This window comes from Pseudonocardia sp. (assembly GCF_050246655.1).
GTDB lineage: Bacteria > Actinomycetota > Actinomycetes > Mycobacteriales > Pseudonocardiaceae > Pseudonocardia.
Window position 1 is genome coordinate 1 of the sequence record NZ_JBFWVQ010000029.1, and the last position, 16822, is coordinate 16822.

At 74.9% G+C, this 16822-nt stretch carries 20 protein-coding genes; 4 read left to right on the forward strand and 16 right to left on the reverse strand.

Annotated elements, in window-relative coordinates; translation table 11 throughout:
• Window positions 1-217 precede the first annotated feature (217 nt).
• Entirely contained in the window at window positions 218-1117 is a 900-nt protein-coding gene (locus tag AB7J25_RS12130; RefSeq protein WP_428508240.1) for a LysR family transcriptional regulator, read from the reverse strand.
• 74 nt (window positions 1118-1191) lie between these two features.
• On the opposite strand from AB7J25_RS12130, the gene AB7J25_RS12135 reads away from it, so the two are divergent.
• A complete protein-coding gene (locus AB7J25_RS12135) occupies window positions 1192-2493 on the forward strand; it encodes an EamA family transporter (protein WP_428508242.1) in 1302 nt (433 codons plus the stop codon).
• Window positions 2494-2512: 19 nt separating this feature from the next.
• Window positions 2513-3013, forward strand: coding sequence for a GNAT family N-acetyltransferase (locus AB7J25_RS12140; RefSeq protein ID WP_428508244.1), 501 nt, complete (start codon window positions 2513-2515; stop codon window positions 3011-3013).
• A 57-nt stretch (window positions 3014-3070) separates the two neighbouring features.
• Here the strand turns inward: AB7J25_RS12140 and AB7J25_RS12145 are convergent, their stop codons facing one another.
• The 11 genes from AB7J25_RS12145 to AB7J25_RS12195 form a co-directional block, all read right to left on the reverse strand.
• Window positions 3071-3874 carry an endonuclease domain-containing protein gene (locus tag AB7J25_RS12145; protein WP_428508246.1) on the reverse strand — a complete coding sequence of 268 codons (804 nt, stop codon included), beginning with the start codon at window positions 3872-3874 and terminating at the stop codon, window positions 3071-3073.
• Window positions 3875-3902: 28 nt separating this feature from the next.
• The gene (locus tag AB7J25_RS12150) at window positions 3903-4706 is read right to left on the reverse strand and encodes an iron-siderophore ABC transporter substrate-binding protein (protein WP_428508248.1); all 804 of its coding nucleotides are present in this window, start codon (window positions 4704-4706) and stop codon (window positions 3903-3905) included.
• A 375-nt stretch (window positions 4707-5081) separates the two neighbouring features.
• Window positions 5082-5705, reverse strand: coding sequence for a phosphatase PAP2 family protein (locus AB7J25_RS12155; RefSeq protein ID WP_428508250.1), 624 nt, complete (start codon window positions 5703-5705; stop codon window positions 5082-5084).
• Between the two features lie 32 nt (window positions 5706-5737).
• Window positions 5738-6658 (reverse strand): cation diffusion facilitator family transporter, encoded by a 921-nt coding sequence (locus AB7J25_RS12160; RefSeq protein WP_428508252.1) that lies wholly within the window; start codon window positions 6656-6658, stop codon window positions 5738-5740.
• Window positions 6659-6697: 39 nt separating this feature from the next.
• Window positions 6698-7900 (reverse strand): mannose-6-phosphate isomerase, class I, encoded by a 1203-nt coding sequence (gene manA / locus AB7J25_RS12165; RefSeq protein WP_428508254.1) that lies wholly within the window; start codon window positions 7898-7900, stop codon window positions 6698-6700.
• 34 nt (window positions 7901-7934) lie between these two features.
• Complete coding sequence (locus tag AB7J25_RS12170; RefSeq protein ID WP_428508256.1) at window positions 7935-9035, reverse strand: SIS domain-containing protein; 1101 nt, start codon at window positions 9033-9035, stop codon at window positions 7935-7937.
• Window positions 9032-9235, reverse strand: a complete 204-nt coding sequence (locus AB7J25_RS12175) for a Trm112 family protein (protein WP_428508258.1) — start codon at window positions 9233-9235, stop codon at window positions 9032-9034. Before AB7J25_RS12175 ends, AB7J25_RS12170 begins: the two co-directional genes overlap by 4 nt.
• A 39-nt stretch (window positions 9236-9274) precedes the next feature.
• A complete protein-coding gene (locus AB7J25_RS12180; RefSeq protein ID WP_428508260.1) occupies window positions 9275-10627 on the reverse strand; it encodes a phosphomannomutase/phosphoglucomutase in 1353 nt (450 codons plus the stop codon).
• A 98-nt stretch (window positions 10628-10725) separates the two neighbouring features.
• A complete protein-coding gene (locus tag AB7J25_RS12185; RefSeq protein WP_428508262.1) occupies window positions 10726-11142 on the reverse strand; it encodes a hypothetical protein in 417 nt (138 codons plus the stop codon).
• Window positions 11099-11344 carry a helix-turn-helix transcriptional regulator gene (locus AB7J25_RS12190; protein WP_428508264.1) on the reverse strand — a complete coding sequence of 82 codons (246 nt, stop codon included), beginning with the start codon at window positions 11342-11344 and terminating at the stop codon, window positions 11099-11101. Before AB7J25_RS12190 ends, AB7J25_RS12185 begins: the two co-directional genes overlap by 44 nt.
• Before the next feature lie 71 nt (window positions 11345-11415).
• Window positions 11416-11754, reverse strand: coding sequence for a DUF3499 domain-containing protein (locus AB7J25_RS12195; RefSeq protein ID WP_428508266.1), 339 nt, complete (start codon window positions 11752-11754; stop codon window positions 11416-11418).
• A gap of 161 nt (window positions 11755-11915) precedes the next feature.
• Between AB7J25_RS12195 and AB7J25_RS12200 the strand changes: the two genes are divergently transcribed.
• On the forward strand, window positions 11916-12416 hold the full coding sequence (locus tag AB7J25_RS12200; protein ID WP_428508268.1) for a metallopeptidase family protein: 501 nt from the start codon (window positions 11916-11918) through the stop codon (window positions 12414-12416).
• A gap of 9 nt (window positions 12417-12425) precedes the next feature.
• Here the strand turns inward: AB7J25_RS12200 and AB7J25_RS12205 are convergent, their stop codons facing one another.
• Window positions 12426-12701 carry a WhiB family transcriptional regulator gene (locus tag AB7J25_RS12205; RefSeq protein WP_428508348.1) on the reverse strand — a complete coding sequence of 92 codons (276 nt, stop codon included), beginning with the start codon at window positions 12699-12701 and terminating at the stop codon, window positions 12426-12428.
• Window positions 12702-13036: 335 nt separating this feature from the next.
• Here AB7J25_RS12205 and AB7J25_RS12210 point away from each other — a divergent pair, with 335 nt between their 5' ends.
• A complete protein-coding gene (locus tag AB7J25_RS12210) occupies window positions 13037-13804 on the forward strand; it encodes a site-2 protease family protein (protein ID WP_428508270.1) in 768 nt (255 codons plus the stop codon).
• Here the strand turns inward: AB7J25_RS12210 and AB7J25_RS12215 are convergent.
• The 3 genes from AB7J25_RS12215 to cofD all read right to left on the reverse strand — a co-directional run bounded on the left by AB7J25_RS12215 (window position 13777) and on the right by cofD (window position 16751).
• Entirely contained in the window at window positions 13777-14328 is a 552-nt protein-coding gene (locus AB7J25_RS12215) for an NUDIX hydrolase (RefSeq protein ID WP_428508272.1), read from the reverse strand. The two genes, AB7J25_RS12210 and AB7J25_RS12215, sit on opposite strands and share 28 nt — an antisense overlap.
• A gap of 97 nt (window positions 14329-14425) precedes the next feature.
• Window positions 14426-15796: a coenzyme F420-0:L-glutamate ligase gene (locus AB7J25_RS12220; RefSeq protein ID WP_428508274.1), complete on the reverse strand. Its 1371-nt coding sequence runs from the start codon at window positions 15794-15796 to the stop codon at window positions 14426-14428.
• Window positions 15789-16751 carry a 2-phospho-L-lactate transferase gene (gene cofD / locus AB7J25_RS12225; protein ID WP_428508276.1) on the reverse strand — a complete coding sequence of 321 codons (963 nt, stop codon included), beginning with the start codon at window positions 16749-16751 and terminating at the stop codon, window positions 15789-15791. The genes AB7J25_RS12220 and cofD overlap by 8 nt, the downstream gene beginning before the upstream one ends.
• Window positions 16752-16822: the final 71 nt, after the last annotated feature.

The following is a 16822-nucleotide window of genomic DNA, read 5'->3' on the forward strand; positions in this document are numbered from 1 at the left end:
GCGCTCCCGCTGGTGACTCGCCGCCGGACGCGGCTGTGGCTGTGGCTGCGGCTGCGGCTGCGGCTGCACGGTCCCGCCCGGTGCGCGCGAACGGCCCATACGGGACGACCTATTTCCCATCTGGGCCGTTCGCGCGACGGTGGTTGCCCATCTGGGCCGTTCGCGCGGCGGTGGTTGCCCATCTGGGCCGTTCGCGCGGCCCCACAGCCGCGCGCCGCTACGGCCCCCCGGGCACCTCGGCCTGGCGCCGCAGGAGCCGCAGGACCAGGCGCAGGGGCGCCCAGTCCGCACGGCCGCGGCGGGTCCGCGCGTAGGCCCGCAGGACGACGCCGGGCTCGCGCAGCGGGAGCAGCGCGACCCCGGGCAGCAGCGGGTGGTCTGCGGGGAGCAGCCCGACACCGAGGCCCGCGAGGACGAGGTCCTGCACCAGGTCGAGATCGTCGGCGCGGTGCGTCACGGCCGGGACGAACCCGGCCATCGAGGCGAGCGTCCGGACGACGGTCTCGTCCGCGGTGCTGCGGGAGTTGACGATCCAGTCGTGCCCGCGGAAGCGCCCGACGACCTCCAGCGCGCCACCGCCGGCCGGCTTGTCCGCGGGCACCGCGAGCCCCCACGGCACCGACCACAGCCGCACGGCCGGGCCGGCCGCGTCCGGGGGCGCGGGCGCGAGGTCGTAGTCGTAGGTCAGCGCCAGGTCGATCCGGTCCTCCGCGAGCAGGCCGAGCGCCTCCCCCGGTTCGTGCTCGTGGATCTGCACCGACACCGCGGGGTGCCGCGCGGCGAGCTCGGACGTCAGCGGCACGAGCGACCGGCGGATCGCCGTGGCGAACCCGGCGACGCGGACGGTTCCGGCGGGCTCGACGTCCGGGTCGAGGTCGCGGCGGGCGGCGTCCACGGCGGCGAGGATCGTCGCCGCGTGCTCGGCGAGCCGCCTGCCCGACGGGGTCAGCCGCACCCGCCGCCCGTCCGGTTCGACCAGGGCCGTCCCGGCCTCGCGGGCGAGCACCGCGAGCTGCTGGGACACCGTCGAGGTGGTCAGGTGCATCTCCTCGGCCACCGCGCGCATCGACCCCAACCGGGCGAGTTCCAGCAGCAGGCGCAACCGGCGCGTCTCCATGGTTCGTCATCATCGAACGGTTTGTGCGAAAACAACACGTGGACGCGGACGTTGCGCGCCCCTCTACTGGAGGCATGACGCTCGTGACCACCGCTGCGCCCGCCACCGATGCGAGGCGGGGTGCGCTCCTCGCCGCCGCCTCGATGGTGTGCGTGCAGCTCGGGCTCGCCGCGTCCGTCGGCCTCGTCGGCCCGCTCAGCCCGTTGGAGGTGTCGTGGCTGCGGCTCGCCTGGGCGGGGCTGCTGTTCCTGGTGCTCGTCCGCCCGCAGCGCGTGCCCGCGCGGACCCTCGCCGCCTGCGTCGTGCTGGGCGTGCTCACCGCTGGCGTCACGATGTTCTTCCTCGCCGCCGCGGCGCGCCTGCCGCTGGGTACCGCCAGCGCGCTGGAGTTCCTCGGTCCGCTCGGGGTCGCCGTGACCCGCGGGCGGGGCCCCGGCCGGTTCACCTTCCCCGCCCTCGCCGGTGCCGGGGTGCTGCTGCTGACCGAGCCGTGGACCGGCACGGTCGACGGCCTCGGCGTCGTGTTCGCCCTCGCCGCCGCGGCGTGCTGGGCGGGCTACATCGTGTTCACCCAGCGCGTCGGCGACGAGGTGACGGGCGTGCGCGGGCTCGCGATCTCCCTGCCGGTGGCGGGCCTGGTGGCGACGGGTGTCCTCGCCCTCGCGGAGGGGACGTCCGCGGTCGGGCACCTCACCCCGGAGCTGCTGATCGTCGGGCTCGGCCTGGCGCTCCTGCTGCCGGTCGTGCCGTTCACGCTGGAACTGCTGGCGCTGCGCAGGCTCACCACCGCCGCGTTCGGCACCCTCATGAGCCTCGAGCCCGCCATCGCGACCGCCGTCGGCCTCGCCGCGCTCGGCCAGGTGCCGGGCCTGCTCGCCGTGCTCGGGATCGGCCTTGTCGTCGCCGCCGGGATCGGCGCCGAGCGCACCGGGGGGCGCCCGTCAGTCGCAGCGGGCGAGGTGGCGGACCTCGCACGCGACGATCTCCGACCCGAGCGTGCCCATGAGGGCCACGAACGCGGTGAGCAGCACGAGGGCCACGACGACGTTCGGCACGATCACCGCACCGCCCACCCGCCGCGCGAGCACCGGCGCGATCGCGACGACCGCCCCCGCGAGCAGGAGCAGCACCAGCGTGGCGAGCACGACGAGCTCGAACGCGCCGGTGGATCCCGTCGGCCGCAGCCAGTGCAGGACCGGCCCGACGCCGTGCGCGACGAGCGCGTTCATCACCAGGAAGGGGACGGCGCACGCGGCGCCGAGCGCCGCGGCGACCCAGGTCCGCGTGACGCCCATCCGCGCAGGCTAGGGCCGCACGCGCCGGCGCGGCAACGGCCTGTCGCCCGGTCGGCCAGCGCGGGTCCCCGGTCCCGGTGACCACGTAGCCTCGGCGTCCATGGCCCCGCAGCTGACGGCGCCGGCCGAGCGTGCCGCCGCCTCGTTCCTCGCCGCGAACATGGAGCTCCGCGCGGAGGGCCGCACGCCCGGCGGAACCGTCGACGCCGACGACGGCTGGTTCGCCCGCTACCTCGACGTGCTGCGCCGCGACGTCGAGGACCCGGAACCGGGCAGGGTCCCCCAGACGACGCTGTGGTGGTGCGACGGCGACGCGTTCCTCGGTCGGCTCTCGATCCGCCACCGCCTCACCCCTGCGCTGCGCCGCCACGGCGGCCACATCGGCTACGACGTGCGGCCGTCCGCGCGCAGGCGCGGGCACGCGACGGCGATGCTGCGGGCCGCCCTGCCACTGGCGGCGGGCCTGGGGATCGAGCATGCCCTGGTGACCTGCGACCCGGGCAACGTCGCGTCGCGGAAGGTCATCGAGGCCGCGGGCGGGATCCGGCTGGACGAGCCGGGCCCCGAGCTGCGCTTCTGGGTCCCGACCTGCCCCCGATGATCGCCACGAGTGTGACCGGAGGCTCGTATCCGGGGCCACTGTCACACTCCCGGTGAATCATGCGCTCCGGTCCAGCGCCGCCCGGATCTCCGCGACGCACGCCAGCGGTCGCGTCGTCAGGTCGTGCCAGGTGAACCGCAGCACCAGCCAGCCCGCGGCGAGCAGCGCGTTGCCCTTGCGCCGGTCGGCACGGAACCGGTCCACGTCGGCGTGCGACGCCCACCCGTCCACCTCCACCGCGATCCGTGCCCGCACGAACGCACCGTCGATCAGGTGTCGATCAGGTACGGCCCGGCGGCGTACCCCGCGACCCAGCCGCCGATGCCGCGGCCCGCAGCACCCTGTGGAGCAGGCGCTCGGCGGCCGAGTCCGCCCGGTCGGCGCAGACCGCGAGCAGCACCGCCATCCGGGCGGAACCGGCGCAGCCCAACGCGCGGCAGTACGCGTCGTACACCGCCGGGAACCCGACATGGCGCTGCAACGCCCGGTCGAGGAATGCGGACCCGTCCGGCAGGTCGACCGCGTGTCCAGCACGGTCCGCGGCAGCGCCGTCACCGGGACGCCGCGCAGCCGGGTGACGTCGCGGCGATCGAGGTCGCGGCGGCGCACCACGACCCCCGGACGGCGAGGCGCTGCGCGAGCCCGCAGGACCGTCAACCCGACCCGGTCGAGCGCAGCGAGCAGGCCGTGCCAGCAGGCGGCCGCCGGGCCGTCGACCCAGGCCGGGTCGCCCAGCCAGAGCGCGGCGGCCCGGACGCGGGCCTCGGCGGTGAGCCGGTGCCCGCCCACGAGGTAGACGGCAGGGTGCAGGCGCCGCCACCCGTCGACCGCTGCCCGCCGGTGCAGCGTGGCAGGCGCCATCCCGCAGGCGACGGCCTGGCGAGGGTGATCACACCCGCCTGGGGGCCCTCGATCCACTCGAGAATGCCTCGATCAGCGTCGCGTCCTCCATGATCAGCATGTGCCCCGCTAGCGCGGACGGGATCTGGTTGAGCACCGGGTCCTGGTGCAGGGCGGTGGCGTCGCCACCGATCGGGAAGATCACCGTGAGGTCGGCGCTGAGCTGCTCGATCTGCTCGCGGGCCAGCTCGATGGAGAAGCTCTCCCCGGCCTGGGCCTGGATCTCCGGCGTGTTGACGAACCCGAGGCTCTCCGTGAAGTCGACGCGCGAGTCGCCCCGTACGTAGGCGCCGTAGCGGTCGCCGAAGTACGCGCCGACCACCACGGTCTTCCCGGCGAACTCCGGGTTCGCCGCGGCGGCGTCGGCGAAGGCCTTGTCCACCTCGGCGATCAGCTTCGCCCCTTCGTCCGGCTTCCCGAGCGCCGCCGAGACCATCTCCATCTGCTGCTGCCAGGTGGTGCCGTAGGCCACCACCCCGGGCGGCGCCGAGACCGTCGGGGCGATCTTGGAGAGCTCGTCGTGCTTCTGCGCGCTGTTGTCCGAGCGGGTGTTGAGGATGAGGTCCGGCTCCAGCGACGAGATCTGCTCGTAGCTCAGCTCCAGGGTGCCCAGGATGGTCGGGGGCGTGGTGAACAGGTCGGCCGCCCACGGGCCGACGCCCGTGCCGCCGAAGCCCATCCAGTCGCTGACGGCGACAGGCTGGACGCCGAGTGCGAGCGCGGCCTCGGCGTCCGACCAGCCCAGCGCCACCACCCGCTGCGGGTTCGCCGGCGTCGTGACCGGGCCGAACATCGCGCCGACCAGGATCCCGAGGACGGTGCGGGGGACCCGTTCGAGGCGGACGAAGAGGTGGTCGTTGTTCGTGGGATCGAAGCCGGCGAACGACCCACCACGGTGCCGACCGGGATCGACTTCGCACCGATCATGACGCTGGCCACGCACACGACCACGAGTGCGGCGGCGGCCACGAGCAGGCCCGCCGCTCGCCAGCCCCGGTACAGCCCCCTCGGGGCGGTCTCGGCGCGCGGAATCTCACTGACCGTCACGGTCGGCCGCCATGGTCCTCCCCGATCCGGGTGGTCGATCCGATGGATTAGGTTCGCCTAAGCTAAACACACCGGCCCCGGTCGGCAAGCCGACACCGCGATCACACCCGGATCGGGCCCGTCAGCGTGGTCTGATCGAACCCCCGGCGGCGCCCGCACCGGACGGCGTTGGCGCCGGCCCCGGCGCGGCGACGGCCGCCACCACCGCCAGGATCGCGAGCCCCGCCGCCCAGCTCGCGACGACGTCGGAGAGCCGGTGCTGGCCGAGGAACACCTCTGCGGCCCCGTTGAGCACCACGACCACCGCGACGGCCACGGGCGCCGCCCACCGTGCCCAGCGCGGGAACCCGGGCCACAGCAGGAGCAGCGCCGTCCCGCCGACGACGACGGCCGTCACTCCCGGCCCCGACGGCCAGCGCGGCCCCGGGATGCGGTAGCCGAGGTGGCCCGCCACCCCGCCCTGGTAGGTGAGGAGCTTCCCGCCCGCCACGACGGCGGCGACCAGCACGAGCGCCGCGGCAGCGACCAGCAGCGGCGTCCACGAGCGGGCGCGCCACGCGAGTGCGGCGGCGAGCAGCAGCAGCGCCGCGCCACCGCCGAGCGACGGGGTGGCGTCGGAGATCAGGTTGGCGGTGCTGCCCCACCAGAACTTGTCGTGGGCGAGCGCGAGGGCCCAGGCCGCGTCGTCGAAGCGGTTGGACACCGGGCCGTGCAGGAGCAGGACCGCGACGACGGCGGTGAGCACCGCGGCGCCCGCCGCGCCGAGACGCGCGGCGATCAGGACGTCACCGGCGTGCGGTCCAGGTCGGGCTCCAGGTAGATGAGCCGGGCCTCGGGCACAGCAGCACGCACCCGGGCCTCGGCGTCGTCGATGGCGCGGGCGACCTCCACCAGCGGGGCACCCGAGCGCAGCGCGATCTTCGCGGCGATGAGCAGCTCCTCGGGGCCGATGTACTGCGTCCTGATGTGGATGACCCGCTCGACGGGCCCCTGCTCCAGGCTCGTGACGATCCTCTCCAGCACCGGCGCGGCGGCGCCCTCGCCGATGAGCAGGCTCTTCATCTCGATGATGAGGATGATCGCGATGGCCCCGAGCAGGGCACCGATGCACAGCGTGCCGACGGCGTCCCACACGATGTCGCCCGTGAGCATCGTGAGGCCCACCCCCATGAGGGCGAACAGGAGCCCGATGAGAGCACCGAAGTCCTCCAGCAGGACGACCGGCAGCTCGGGCACCTTGGACTGGCGGATGAACTGCCACCACGAGGCCTCGCCCTTGAGCGGGGTCGACTCCTGCACGGCGGTGCGGAAGGAGAACGCCTCCAGCGCGACCGCGACCACCAGGATCGCCACCGCCACCAGCGGGGACGTGAGCTCCTCGTCCGACTCCAGCTTGTGGATGCCCTCGTAGATCGCGAACACCGACCCGAGGCTGAACAGCAGCAGCGCCACGACGAACGAGTAGAAGTAGCGGTCCCGTCCGTAGCCGAACGGGTGCTGGGGCGTGGCCGCGCGCCGGGCGGTGCGGCCGCCGAGCAGCAGCAGACCCTGGTTGGACGTGTCCGCCACCGAGTGCACGGACTCGGCGAGCATGGACGACGACCCGGTGATCAGGTAGCCGACGAACTTCGCGAGCGCGATGCCCGCATTGGCCAGCAGGGCCGCGATGATGGCCCTGGTCCCACCGCCTGCCGACACGACCCCTCCCCCGGACGACCGGGCGCACCCTACCGTGGGTTACAGCCCGTCCGCCGCGAGGAAGAGCTGGGTGGACGTGCCCCGCGGCCACACCGTGACGCCACGGTCCGAGGCGGGCAGCCACATCGCCGCGCCGCGCCGCAGCTCCAGCTCGGCGCCGCCCGCGTGCACGCAGGCGTAGCCGTCGGTGCACAGGAGGATGCGGGCGCCGCCGTCGGGCACGGGCAGGGGACGGTCCGCCGCGCCGTGGTAGCGGCGCAGCCGGAACTCGTGCGCCGGCGTGTCGTAGCAGCTCCACGGCCCGTCCGGGTGCCCGGTGAGGACCGGGGGCGCTGGCGCGGCGAAGTCCAGGACCCGGGCCAGCTCAGGCACGTCGACGTGCTTGGGCGTGAGCCCGCCGCGCAGCACGTTGTCCGAGTTGGCCATGATCTCGATGCCCGCCCCGGCGAGGTAGGCGTGCAGGACGCCCGCCGGCAGGTAGAGGGCCTCCCCTGGCGCCAGCTCGACGCGGTTGAGCAGCAGCGCGGCGAGCACGCCCGCGTCGCCCGGGTAGCGCTCCGAGAGCTCCAGCAGCGAGCGGGCCACCCCCTGCCACGGCGAGCCGGAGTCCGCGGCGAGGTGAACCGCGCCCTCCTGCACGGCGGTCACGAGGACGTCCAGCATGGACTGCGGGAGGGTGATCCAGGTGGTGAACAGCGCCCGCAGGCCTCCGTCGTCGGGCTGCCCGGCGAGCAGCTCGACGTGCGGGGCGAGCACGTCCACGTCCAGCGCGCGCAGCAGCTCGACGGTGGCGGTGGGCTCGCGGAACCCGACGAGCGCCTGGAACGGGGTGAGCGCGCAGATCAGCTCCGGCTTGTGGCTCGGGTCGCGGTAGTTGCGCTCCGGCGCGTCCACGGGGATGCCCGCGGCGTTCTCGCGGGCGAAGCCGTCCGCGGCCTGGCGCGCGCTCGGGTGGGCCTGCAGGCTCAACGGCTCGTCGGCGGCCAGGACCTTCAGCAGGAACGGCAGCCGTCCGTGCCAGCGGGCGGCACCGTCCTCGCCGAGGGCGGCCTCCGGGTCCGCCGACACCTCCTCCAGCAGCGAGCGGCCCCCGCGGACCAGCCGGGACGGGTCCGCCGGGTGCGCACCGCACCACAGCTCGGCCTGCGGATGCGGTGCCGGGCTCGGCACGCCGAGCAGCTCCGCGATCACCGTGCGCGAGCCCCAGGCATAGGGCCGGACCGGGTTCTCCAGCAGATCCACGATCTTCCCACCACTCCTCGGGGGGTCTCGTCGGTCAGGCGGGCTCGATGGTGCGCGTGGCCAGGCCCAGGTAGGCGGCGGCGGCGTCGAACCGCGACGCGAGCAGCGCCGCCCGGAGCAGTGTGGCGTGGCGGGTGCCGCGCGGGACCTCCTCGACCGGGTGGAGGACGTCCGCGGACGGCCAGGTGCGGCCGGTGCGGCGCACGACCGTCTGACCCGGGTCCTCCTCCTCCGTGGCGAGCAGCACGAGCCGCGGCGGTGGCGCCCCGGCGTCGTCGTCGCCGTCCTCGAACGGGTCGTGGAACACGTCGCGGGTCGCCGCGGCGCGGTCCAGGGCGCGCCGCAGCCCGGTGGCGAGCGCGGCGCGGGCCGCGTCGTCGGCGTACGCGACCACCCCCGCGTGGGTGGCGAGCGCACCCGCGGCGTGCGCGGCGACGGCCGCGGCCGGTGCGTCCGTCCCCCACAGCAGCGGGGTGTGCTCGGCCAGCCGCAGCGCGAGGGTCTTCGCCGGGTTCATGAACGGCTCGTGGCCAGGCTGGTTGCGCTCGGCCTCGAGGTCGAGGGTGTCGGCGACGGCGTCCATGCCCAGCTCCAGCGGGAGCAGGCCGAGCGCGGCGGCCGTGACCAGCCCGACGGCGAGCGCCCGCGCCAGGTCCAGCCCCGGCGGCACCGGGATCCGCTGCTCCACGAGCCGCACGCGGCCCGCTCCCGCGGCGACGACCGGGCCGTCCGACGGCGCGGAGAGCACCACCTCCGCTCCCCGGCCGACCGCGCGGGCCACCGCCTCGGCCAGCTCGGCGTCCGCCCCGTCCGCCGTGTGCGCGACGACGACGTCCAGCGGTCCGACCCAGCTCGGAGCGGACGGGACCGTCACGACCGGGACCGGGCACGCCGGGCCGAGCAGCGCGGTGAGGATCCCCGCCGCGGGGACGGACGCGCCGGGCCGGGCGAGCAGCACCAGCGCCCGCGGGTGCATCCCGGCCAGCCCGGCGATCCCGGCCTCGGCGGCGCTCTCGGCGACCGACCGCACCTGGGCTCCCGCGGTGGCCGCGGCCCGCAGCACGCCCCCCGTGTCGAGCGCCGCCAGCGCGCGGGGATCCGCCAGCAGTGTGTCGTCGAGCATCGGGGTGGTCACGACCCACCGGAGGCCGGCGGGAGGGCCTCGTCGAGCAGGAGCACGGGGATGCCGTCCACGACGGGGTAACTGCGACCGCAGGAGGTGCAGGTGAGGACGTCCGCACCCGGATCGGTCGGGGTGCCGGCGCGCAGCGGCGCGTGGTCGTCCGACGGGCAGGCGAGGATCTCCACCAGCACGGGGTCCAGCTCTACGGCCACGATCCTCCTCCGGTTCGCGGGTCGGGTGTGTGCTCCACCCTATTCCCGTACGACCGCGAGCACCTCGTCGCGCAGGGCGGCGACCGCCGCCGCGTCCGCCGCCTCCACGTTGAGCCGCAGGAGTGGCTCGGTGTTGGAGGGGCGGAGGTTGAACCACGAGCCGTCCGCGAGGGTCACGGTGAGGCCGTCCAGCTCGTCGCACTCGGCGTCCGCCCAGTGCGTGCGCACCGCGGCGATCCGCTCGGCCGCGTCCGCGACGATGGAGTTGATCTCGCCGGACGCGGCGTAGCGCTCGTAGGCCGCCATCAGCTGCGACAGCGGCTCGACGGTACCGCCGAGCGCGGCGAGCACGTGCAGGGCGGCGAGCATCCCGGAGTCGGCGCGCCAGAAGTCGCGGAAGTAGTAGTGCGCGGAGTGCTCGCCACCGAACACCGCACCCGTCTCGGCCATCGTCTGCTTGATGAACGAGTGCCCCACGCGCGTGCGCACCGGCGTGCCACCGCGCTCGGTGACGATCTCGGGCACCGCGCGCGAGGTGATGAGGTTGTGGATGACCGTCGCGCCGGGGTACCTGGCGAGCTCGCGGGTGGCGACGAGTGCGGTGATCGCGGACGGGCTCACCGGCTCCCCGCGCTCGTCCACGACGAAGCAGCGGTCCGCATCGCCGTCGAAGGCGAGTCCGAGGTCGGCCCCCTCGGCCACGACGGCGCGCTGGAGGTCGACGAGGTTGGCCGGGTCGAGCGGGTTCGCCTCGTGGTGGGGGAACGTCCCGTCCAGCTCGAAGTACAGCGGCACCACCTCCAGCGGGGCACCCAGCACCGCGGGCACCGTGTGCCCGGCCATCCCGTTGCCGGCGTCCACGACCACCCGCAGCGGCCGCACGCTCGTGAGGTCCACCAGCCCGCGCAGGTAGGCGGCGTAGTCGGCCAGCACCTCCGAGTTGGGCGCCGCCGACTCCGTGCCGCCGCCCGGCCCCTGCGGCACCCCCGCCTCGACGGCCTCGCGGATCGCCGCGAGCCCCGTGTCCTGTCCGATCGGCGCCGCACCGGCCCGGCACAGCTTGATGCCGTTGTACCTCGCCGGGTTGTGGCTCGCGGTGAACATCGCGCCCGGCGCGTCCCACGTCCCGGAGGCGAAGTAGAGCATGTCGGTGCTGGCCAGGCCGATGTGGACGACGTCGAGGCCCTGCGCCGTCACGCCGCCGGCGAACGCCCTGACGAGTGCCGGGGAGCTGTCGCGCATGTCGTGGCCGATCACGACGCGATCCGCGCCCTCGGTGTGCAGCAGGCGGGCGAGCGCCGCGCCGATCGCCGCCACCACGGCGGTGTCGAGCTGCTCACCGACGACGCCGCGGACGTCGTACGCCTTGATGATCGTGGACAGGTCGGTCACGGGTGCCGACCCTAGCCAGCACCCGTGACGCGTCACCGAGTGACCGTGCCGGCCGCATCGACCGGGTCGACCGGGTCACGCCCGGCTAGGCCCGCGGCTCACCCGCGCACGCGCTGCACGAGCACCGCGACGACGTAGGCGATCCCGCCCGCTGCGCCCAGCCAGGCGTAGGGCATGCCGTCCTCGCCGCGGGCGATCTCGACGATGAACGCCCCGAGGACGAGCGCGATCACGACCATGCCCGCGAACGCGGTGGCGCGCAGGTCGATCGCGGAGATGCGCTCGTCGCGGTGGTCGAGCAGGCCGCGGACGGTCTCGCTGCGGCGGGCCGCGAGGACGAACCCGACGGACAGCGCGAGCATGATCGCGAGGCCGGTGAGGCCGAAGGTGAGGTTGCCCGCGGCCCATCCGGCGGCGAGGTAGGCCACCCCGATGAGCACGCCGACCGCAGGGGTGATCCAGCGGGTGGCGTCAGGTCGCGTGGTCTGCTTCTCGGTCGGCTTCTCGGTCGGCATGAAAGAGCTCCTCCACGGTGGTCTCGAAGAACCGGGCGAGGGCGATGGCGAGTGCGAGCGACGGGGTGTAGCGGTCCGACTCGATCGAGTTGATGGTCTGCCGGGACACCCCCATCGCCGCGGCCAGCGCCGCCTGGGACAGGCCGCGGCCGGTGCGCAGGACTCGGACGTCGTTACGCACCGGGCCCGGCCGCGATGTCAAGCGCGCTTGTCATCCTCCGAGCGTGCGTCGCTCCGAGCGAGATGTCAAGCGAACTTGTCAGGCAGCTCCGGTCAGTCCGCGGAGCCCGGGAGGACGCGCAGGTGCGGGCGGCGGCTCGGGGCGTTCGGCTCGGCGGGCTCGCAACGGCCCTCACGGACGGCCTCGGCCAGTGCCGTGAGGTCGTCGTGCACCGCACGGGGCGCGACGAACTCGCCTTCGAAGCGGACGACCTCCCAGCCACGGGGGGCGGTCAGCCGGTGGGCGTGGCCGGTGCACAGGTCGTAGGAGTGGGGCTCGGCCTGGGTCGCCAGCGGCCCGACGACAGCCGTGGAGTCGGCGTACACGTAGGTCAAGGTGGCCACGGCAAGCTCGGTGCACCCGGATCGTGAACACCGCCGCACGCTCAGCACCGCGCGACTCTATCTCCTCGCGCCCACGGCCCCCGGACGCGACGCGCGGACGAGTGGGGCGACCGCCCGTACGGTGTCGCGCGGTGACGGCCGGACGGCTTCGGCACCGCCCGTCGCGCCGCCCGCGACGACACCGCGACCGGCGCCGTAAGCTCTCCTGCGTGACCCTCGCCGAGCGCTGCGCACCACATCGCGCCCGCCGCTCGCCCCGCCGCCGCGACCGCCGCGGGCGGGGCCTGCGCGGGCTGCTCTACCCGGCGTCCACGCCCGCCACCACCACCCGGGCCGAGCGGTTCGACCAGATGGTCCTGGAGGCGCTGGAGCCGATCGAGCAGCGATGGGGCGCCGAACTCACGGAGCTGGACCTGGCGGTGGACGACGTCCCGGAGGTCACCGAGACCTCGCCGGACGAGGTCGTGTGGGGCACCGGCGTGCTCTCCGACGTCGGGGTGCCGCTGGCGCAGCTCGTCCCGGCCGGTGTGGACCCGGAGGGCATGCCCTCGCGGGCCCGCATCGTGCTCTACCGGCGGCCCCTCGAGGCACGGGCGCGCGGCGGCGCCGATCTCGCCGACCTGCTGCACGAAGTGCTCGTCGAGCAGGTGGCCGAGTACCTCAACCTCGACCCGGACGCCATCGACGGCGGCGACACGACCGGGCGCTGAGCCCCCGGCTCAGACCGCCTCGCGACGTAGCCTGCGACGCTCCCGCTCCGAGAGCCCGCCCCAGATCCCGAAGCGCTCGTCGTGCGCGAGGGCGTACTCGAGGCACTCGGCGCGCACGTCGCAACCCGCGCAGATGCGCTTCGCCTCGCGGGTCGAGCCGCCCTTCTCCGGGAAGAACGCCTCGGGATCGGTCTGGGCGCACAGCGCCCGCTCCTGCCAGTCCTGCTCCTCATTGTCGTCCGTGTGCAGGCCTTCGGCCGGGAAGGCCTCCAGATCCGCCCCCATCGTCTCCGGTGTGCTCGCCCCCGACAGCGGAACCAACGTCAACCTGACCGATCCCGTGCTCACCCCGACCACCTCCCCAAGTGGTGATGTCACGCGCGGCGCTCGCTGCGAACGGAACCGCCACGATCGACGCCGCTTCGAATGACACCGGTGTAAGTACATCGTGGTGACTCAGCGGGCGCAAGTCGCTGCTTCCGTCCGGGTGACGGGGCGCACCCGGACGTGGGTCCACCGCCCGCGTGGCACGGCGCATGAGCCCGGAGGGTGACCCGGACGGCCCACCATCCCGGCACGGGGTGGGCCCGGCGCCGACGACCGTGCAGATGAGAGGCTGGATGACCATGAGGACCCGCGTCAGCCCGTGGTTCGCGCTCATGGTGGCCGTCGCGGTGCTGGGCGGCGTCCTCGCCGCCGTCGGCACCGAGGCCGCCGTGCAGGGCTCGACGGCGGTGCTCACCACGGGTGTCGTGCTGCTCGTGCTCGGCGGCTGGGCCGTGTCGCTGTGCCTGCACGAGTTCGGCCACGCCGTCGTCGCGTACCGCGGCGGCGACACCGCCGTGCGCGACAAGGGCTACCTCACCCTCGACATCCGCCGATACACCGATGTCGGGCTGTCGTTCGTGCTGCCCCTCTTCTTCCTGCTGCTCGGCGGCATCCCGCTGCCCGGCGGCGCGGTGTGGATCAACCACGGCGCGATCCGCTCGAAGGCGGTGCTGAGCCTGATGTCGCTCGCCGGACCGCTCGCCAACCTCGCCGTCGGCGTCGTGCTCACGGCATCGGTGGCGTTCGTGCCCATGCCGCTGGGCCTCGCGATCGGGTTGTCCTGCCTCGCGCTCATCCAGGTGCTCGCGTTCGTGCTCAACATCCTTCCGGTGCCGGGCCTGGACGGGTTCGGCGTCGTCGAGCCGCACCTGTCGCGCGAGACGCAGGCGTTCGCCGCGAGGATCCGGCCGTGGGCGCCGCTGGTGCTGTTCCTGCTGATCGTCGGCCTGCCCGGGGTGGCGCAGATCTTCTTCGACCTCGCCACGTTCGTCTTCGGCCTGATCGGGGGCGACACCGTCGCCGCCGGGCAGGGCTACCGGCTGCTGTTCTTCTGGCGCTGAAGGAGCGCCACCATCTCGGGGACGGTATCCGAGTCGTCGGGCAGCGCGTCGAGCGGCCACCAGCGCAGGTCGAGCGACTCGTCGCTGATCCGCGGCACCGCCCCGGCGGGCGCGCGCACCAGGTAGCGGACGTCGAGGTGGCGCGTCGGGACGCCGAGCGAGCACGTCACGGGATGGACGTCGACGTGCAGCGGCTCGGGGTCGATCTCGAGCCCGGTCAGGCCCGACTCCTCGGTGGCCTCGCGCAGTGCGGCCGCGCAGAGCGTCGCGTCGCCGGGCTCGCAGTGGCCACCGAGCTGCACCCACCGGCCGACGCGCGGATGCAGCGTGAGCAGCGTCCACGTGCCGCCCGCGTCCAGCACGAGCGCCGACGCCGTCAGGTGGCCGGGGACGCAGGAGCGGTCGCACGCGTCGTCCGGTCGGGCGTCGAGGAAGGCGAGCAGGGCGTGGCGCAGCGCCTCCTGGCCGGGGGTGGGGGCGTGCCAGGCCCGCAGCTCGGCGGCCGCGGCGGCGGGGGCTACCACGGGTGGTGCCCCCGTGCGGTGATCGCTGATTCCGTGACATGGCGTGCATCCGTGCAGCTCATGTCACGGATCCGGCGATCACGGCACGGGTGAGCGGTCACCACTCGACGAACCCGTCACCCGGCTCCCGCGGCACGCGGGGCTCCAGCGGCTCCCGCGGCACCCCGACGGCGACCGCGCCGAGCGGCTCCCAGTCCGCCGGCAGGTCCAGCACGGCCCGCACCACGTCCGGCGCGAAGATCGTCGACCCGACCCAGCACGAGGCGAGGCCCTCGGCCGCCAGCGCCACCAGCAGCGACTGCACCGCCGCGCCCCCGGCGACGGTGAACATGACCCGCTCGGCGGCGTTGCGCGTGTCGTCGGGGTAGGTGTGCATGCCGTCGCCGGTGCGGAACGCGAGCACCAGCTCCGGGGCGCGACGCAGGAGGTCGCCACGGCGCAGGCGGCGCGCGACCTCCTCCCCGGGGCGGGCGTCGGCCTCCAGGTCCGCCCGCCAGCGGTCGCGCATCGCGTCCAGCAGGGCGGTGCGGCGCGGCTCGCGCACCCAGCCGAACCGGAACGGCGTGCTGTGGTGCGGAGCGGGGGCGGTGAGTGCGGTGCGGACAGCACGGCGCAACGCGTCCGGGTCGACGGGCTCGTCGGCGAAGTCGCGGGTGCTGCGGCGCAGCAGGACGGCCTCCCGGTGTCCTCGGGCGAGCCCCTGCGCGAGCGCCTCGTCGGTGCCCAGCCAGAAGAGGTCCTCGTCGAGAGGGCGGACGAGGTCGCGGCCCGCCGAGCCGTCGTCGACCGGGGCGAGCCCGCGCACCACCGCCACCGGAACGGCGCCCAGCTTGCCCTTCACCAGGTCGCCCGCGGCGGCCAGCTCGTCGGCCACGGCGACCTCGGTGACCAGCAGCTCGTTGCCCTCGGCGTCGACCGCGCCGCCGTAGCGGTGCAGGACCGTGAGCCCGGACGCACCGATCGCGACGTCGGTCTGCCCCACCCGCCACGTCCGCCCGAGGGTGTCGGTGACGAGGACGGCCACGTGCACGCCGAGGAGGGCCTTGAGCTCGGCGCGCAGCCGCCCGGCGCTCGCGTCCGGGTCCTCCGGCAGCAGCGCGAGCTCGTCGCGGCGCACGTTGGAGCCGTCCACCCCGGCGGCGGCCTGCACGATGCCGAGCGGGTTCGCCACGATCAGCGTGCGGCCCCGGCGGGCGACGAACCGCTCGGTCTGCGCGTCGACGAGGGCACGGCGGGCGGCGTCACGCTCGTCCGGGTCGAGCGGGGCGGCGACGAGCCTGCCCTCGATCTTGGAGAACACCTTGCTCGTCACCACCAGGACGTCGCCGTCGGCGAGCCACGGGGCGGCGGCGGCGAGGGCGGCGGCGAGGTCGTCGCCGGGGCGGAAGTCGGGCAGGCCGGTGACGGGCCGGATCTCGATCGCTCCCGGGGCCGCGTGGTCGGTGTGCCCGGGGGGCGGCTCAGCCAACGCCGACCCCGCACAGGTCGAGGGCCTCGCGGGCCATCGCCGCCGTCGCGTCCACGTCCGTCATGAGCAGCGGGACGGCCCGGACCGCGATCCCGGGGACCTCGGCGGCGTCGCCGGTGTGGACGAGCCAGCCGTCGAGGATCCCGCCGTCGCGCCGCGCCCCGTAATGGGCGGCCACCGCCTCCGCGGTGGTCGCGACGCCGATCGCCGCCAGGCAGGCGTCCGCCATCCCCCGCAGCGGGCGCCCGCCCACGATCGGCGAGAGCCCGACGACCCGGGCCGGGGTGGCGCGCAGGGCGTCGCGCACCCCGGGGATCTCCAGGATCGTGCCGATGCTCACCACCGGGTTGGACGGCGCGAGCAGCACGGCGTCCGCCTGCTCGATCGCGGCGCGGGCGGCGGGCAGCACGCTCGCCTGCTCCGCACCGACGGAGACGAACCGCTCGGCGGGCAGCGCCGCCTTGTGCCGCACCCACCACTCCTGGAAGTGGATCGCGCGGCGGGCCTGCGGGCCGGTGTCCGGATCGGGGACGACGACGTGGGTCTCCACGCGGTCGTCGCTCGCCGGGAGCAGCGTGACGCCGGGCTGCCAGCGGTGCGCGAGTGCCGCCGTGACGTCGGCGAGCGTGTATCCCGCGCGCAGCATCCGGGTGCGGACGAGGTGGGTGGCGATGTCGCGGTCGCCCAGCCCGAACCAGGTGGGTTCGGCGCCGTAGGCCGCGAGCTCCTCCGCGACCGTCCACGTCTCGGCGCGGCGGCCCCAGCCACGCTCGGGGTCGATGCCGCCGCCGAGGGTGTAGAGGCACGTGTCGAGGTCGGGGCAGATCCGCAGGCCGTGCAGCCACAGGTCGTCACCGACGTTCACCACGGCCGTGACCTCGACCCCCGGCAACTCCCGCAGCCCGAGCAGGAACCGGGCGCCCCCGACCCCGCCCACCAGCACCGTCACTCTCACGATCGCCGAGCCTACGTCGCGCGTGGGAGTGGGCCGGGCACCCGGCCACCCCGACCCCGCGAACGGCCCGT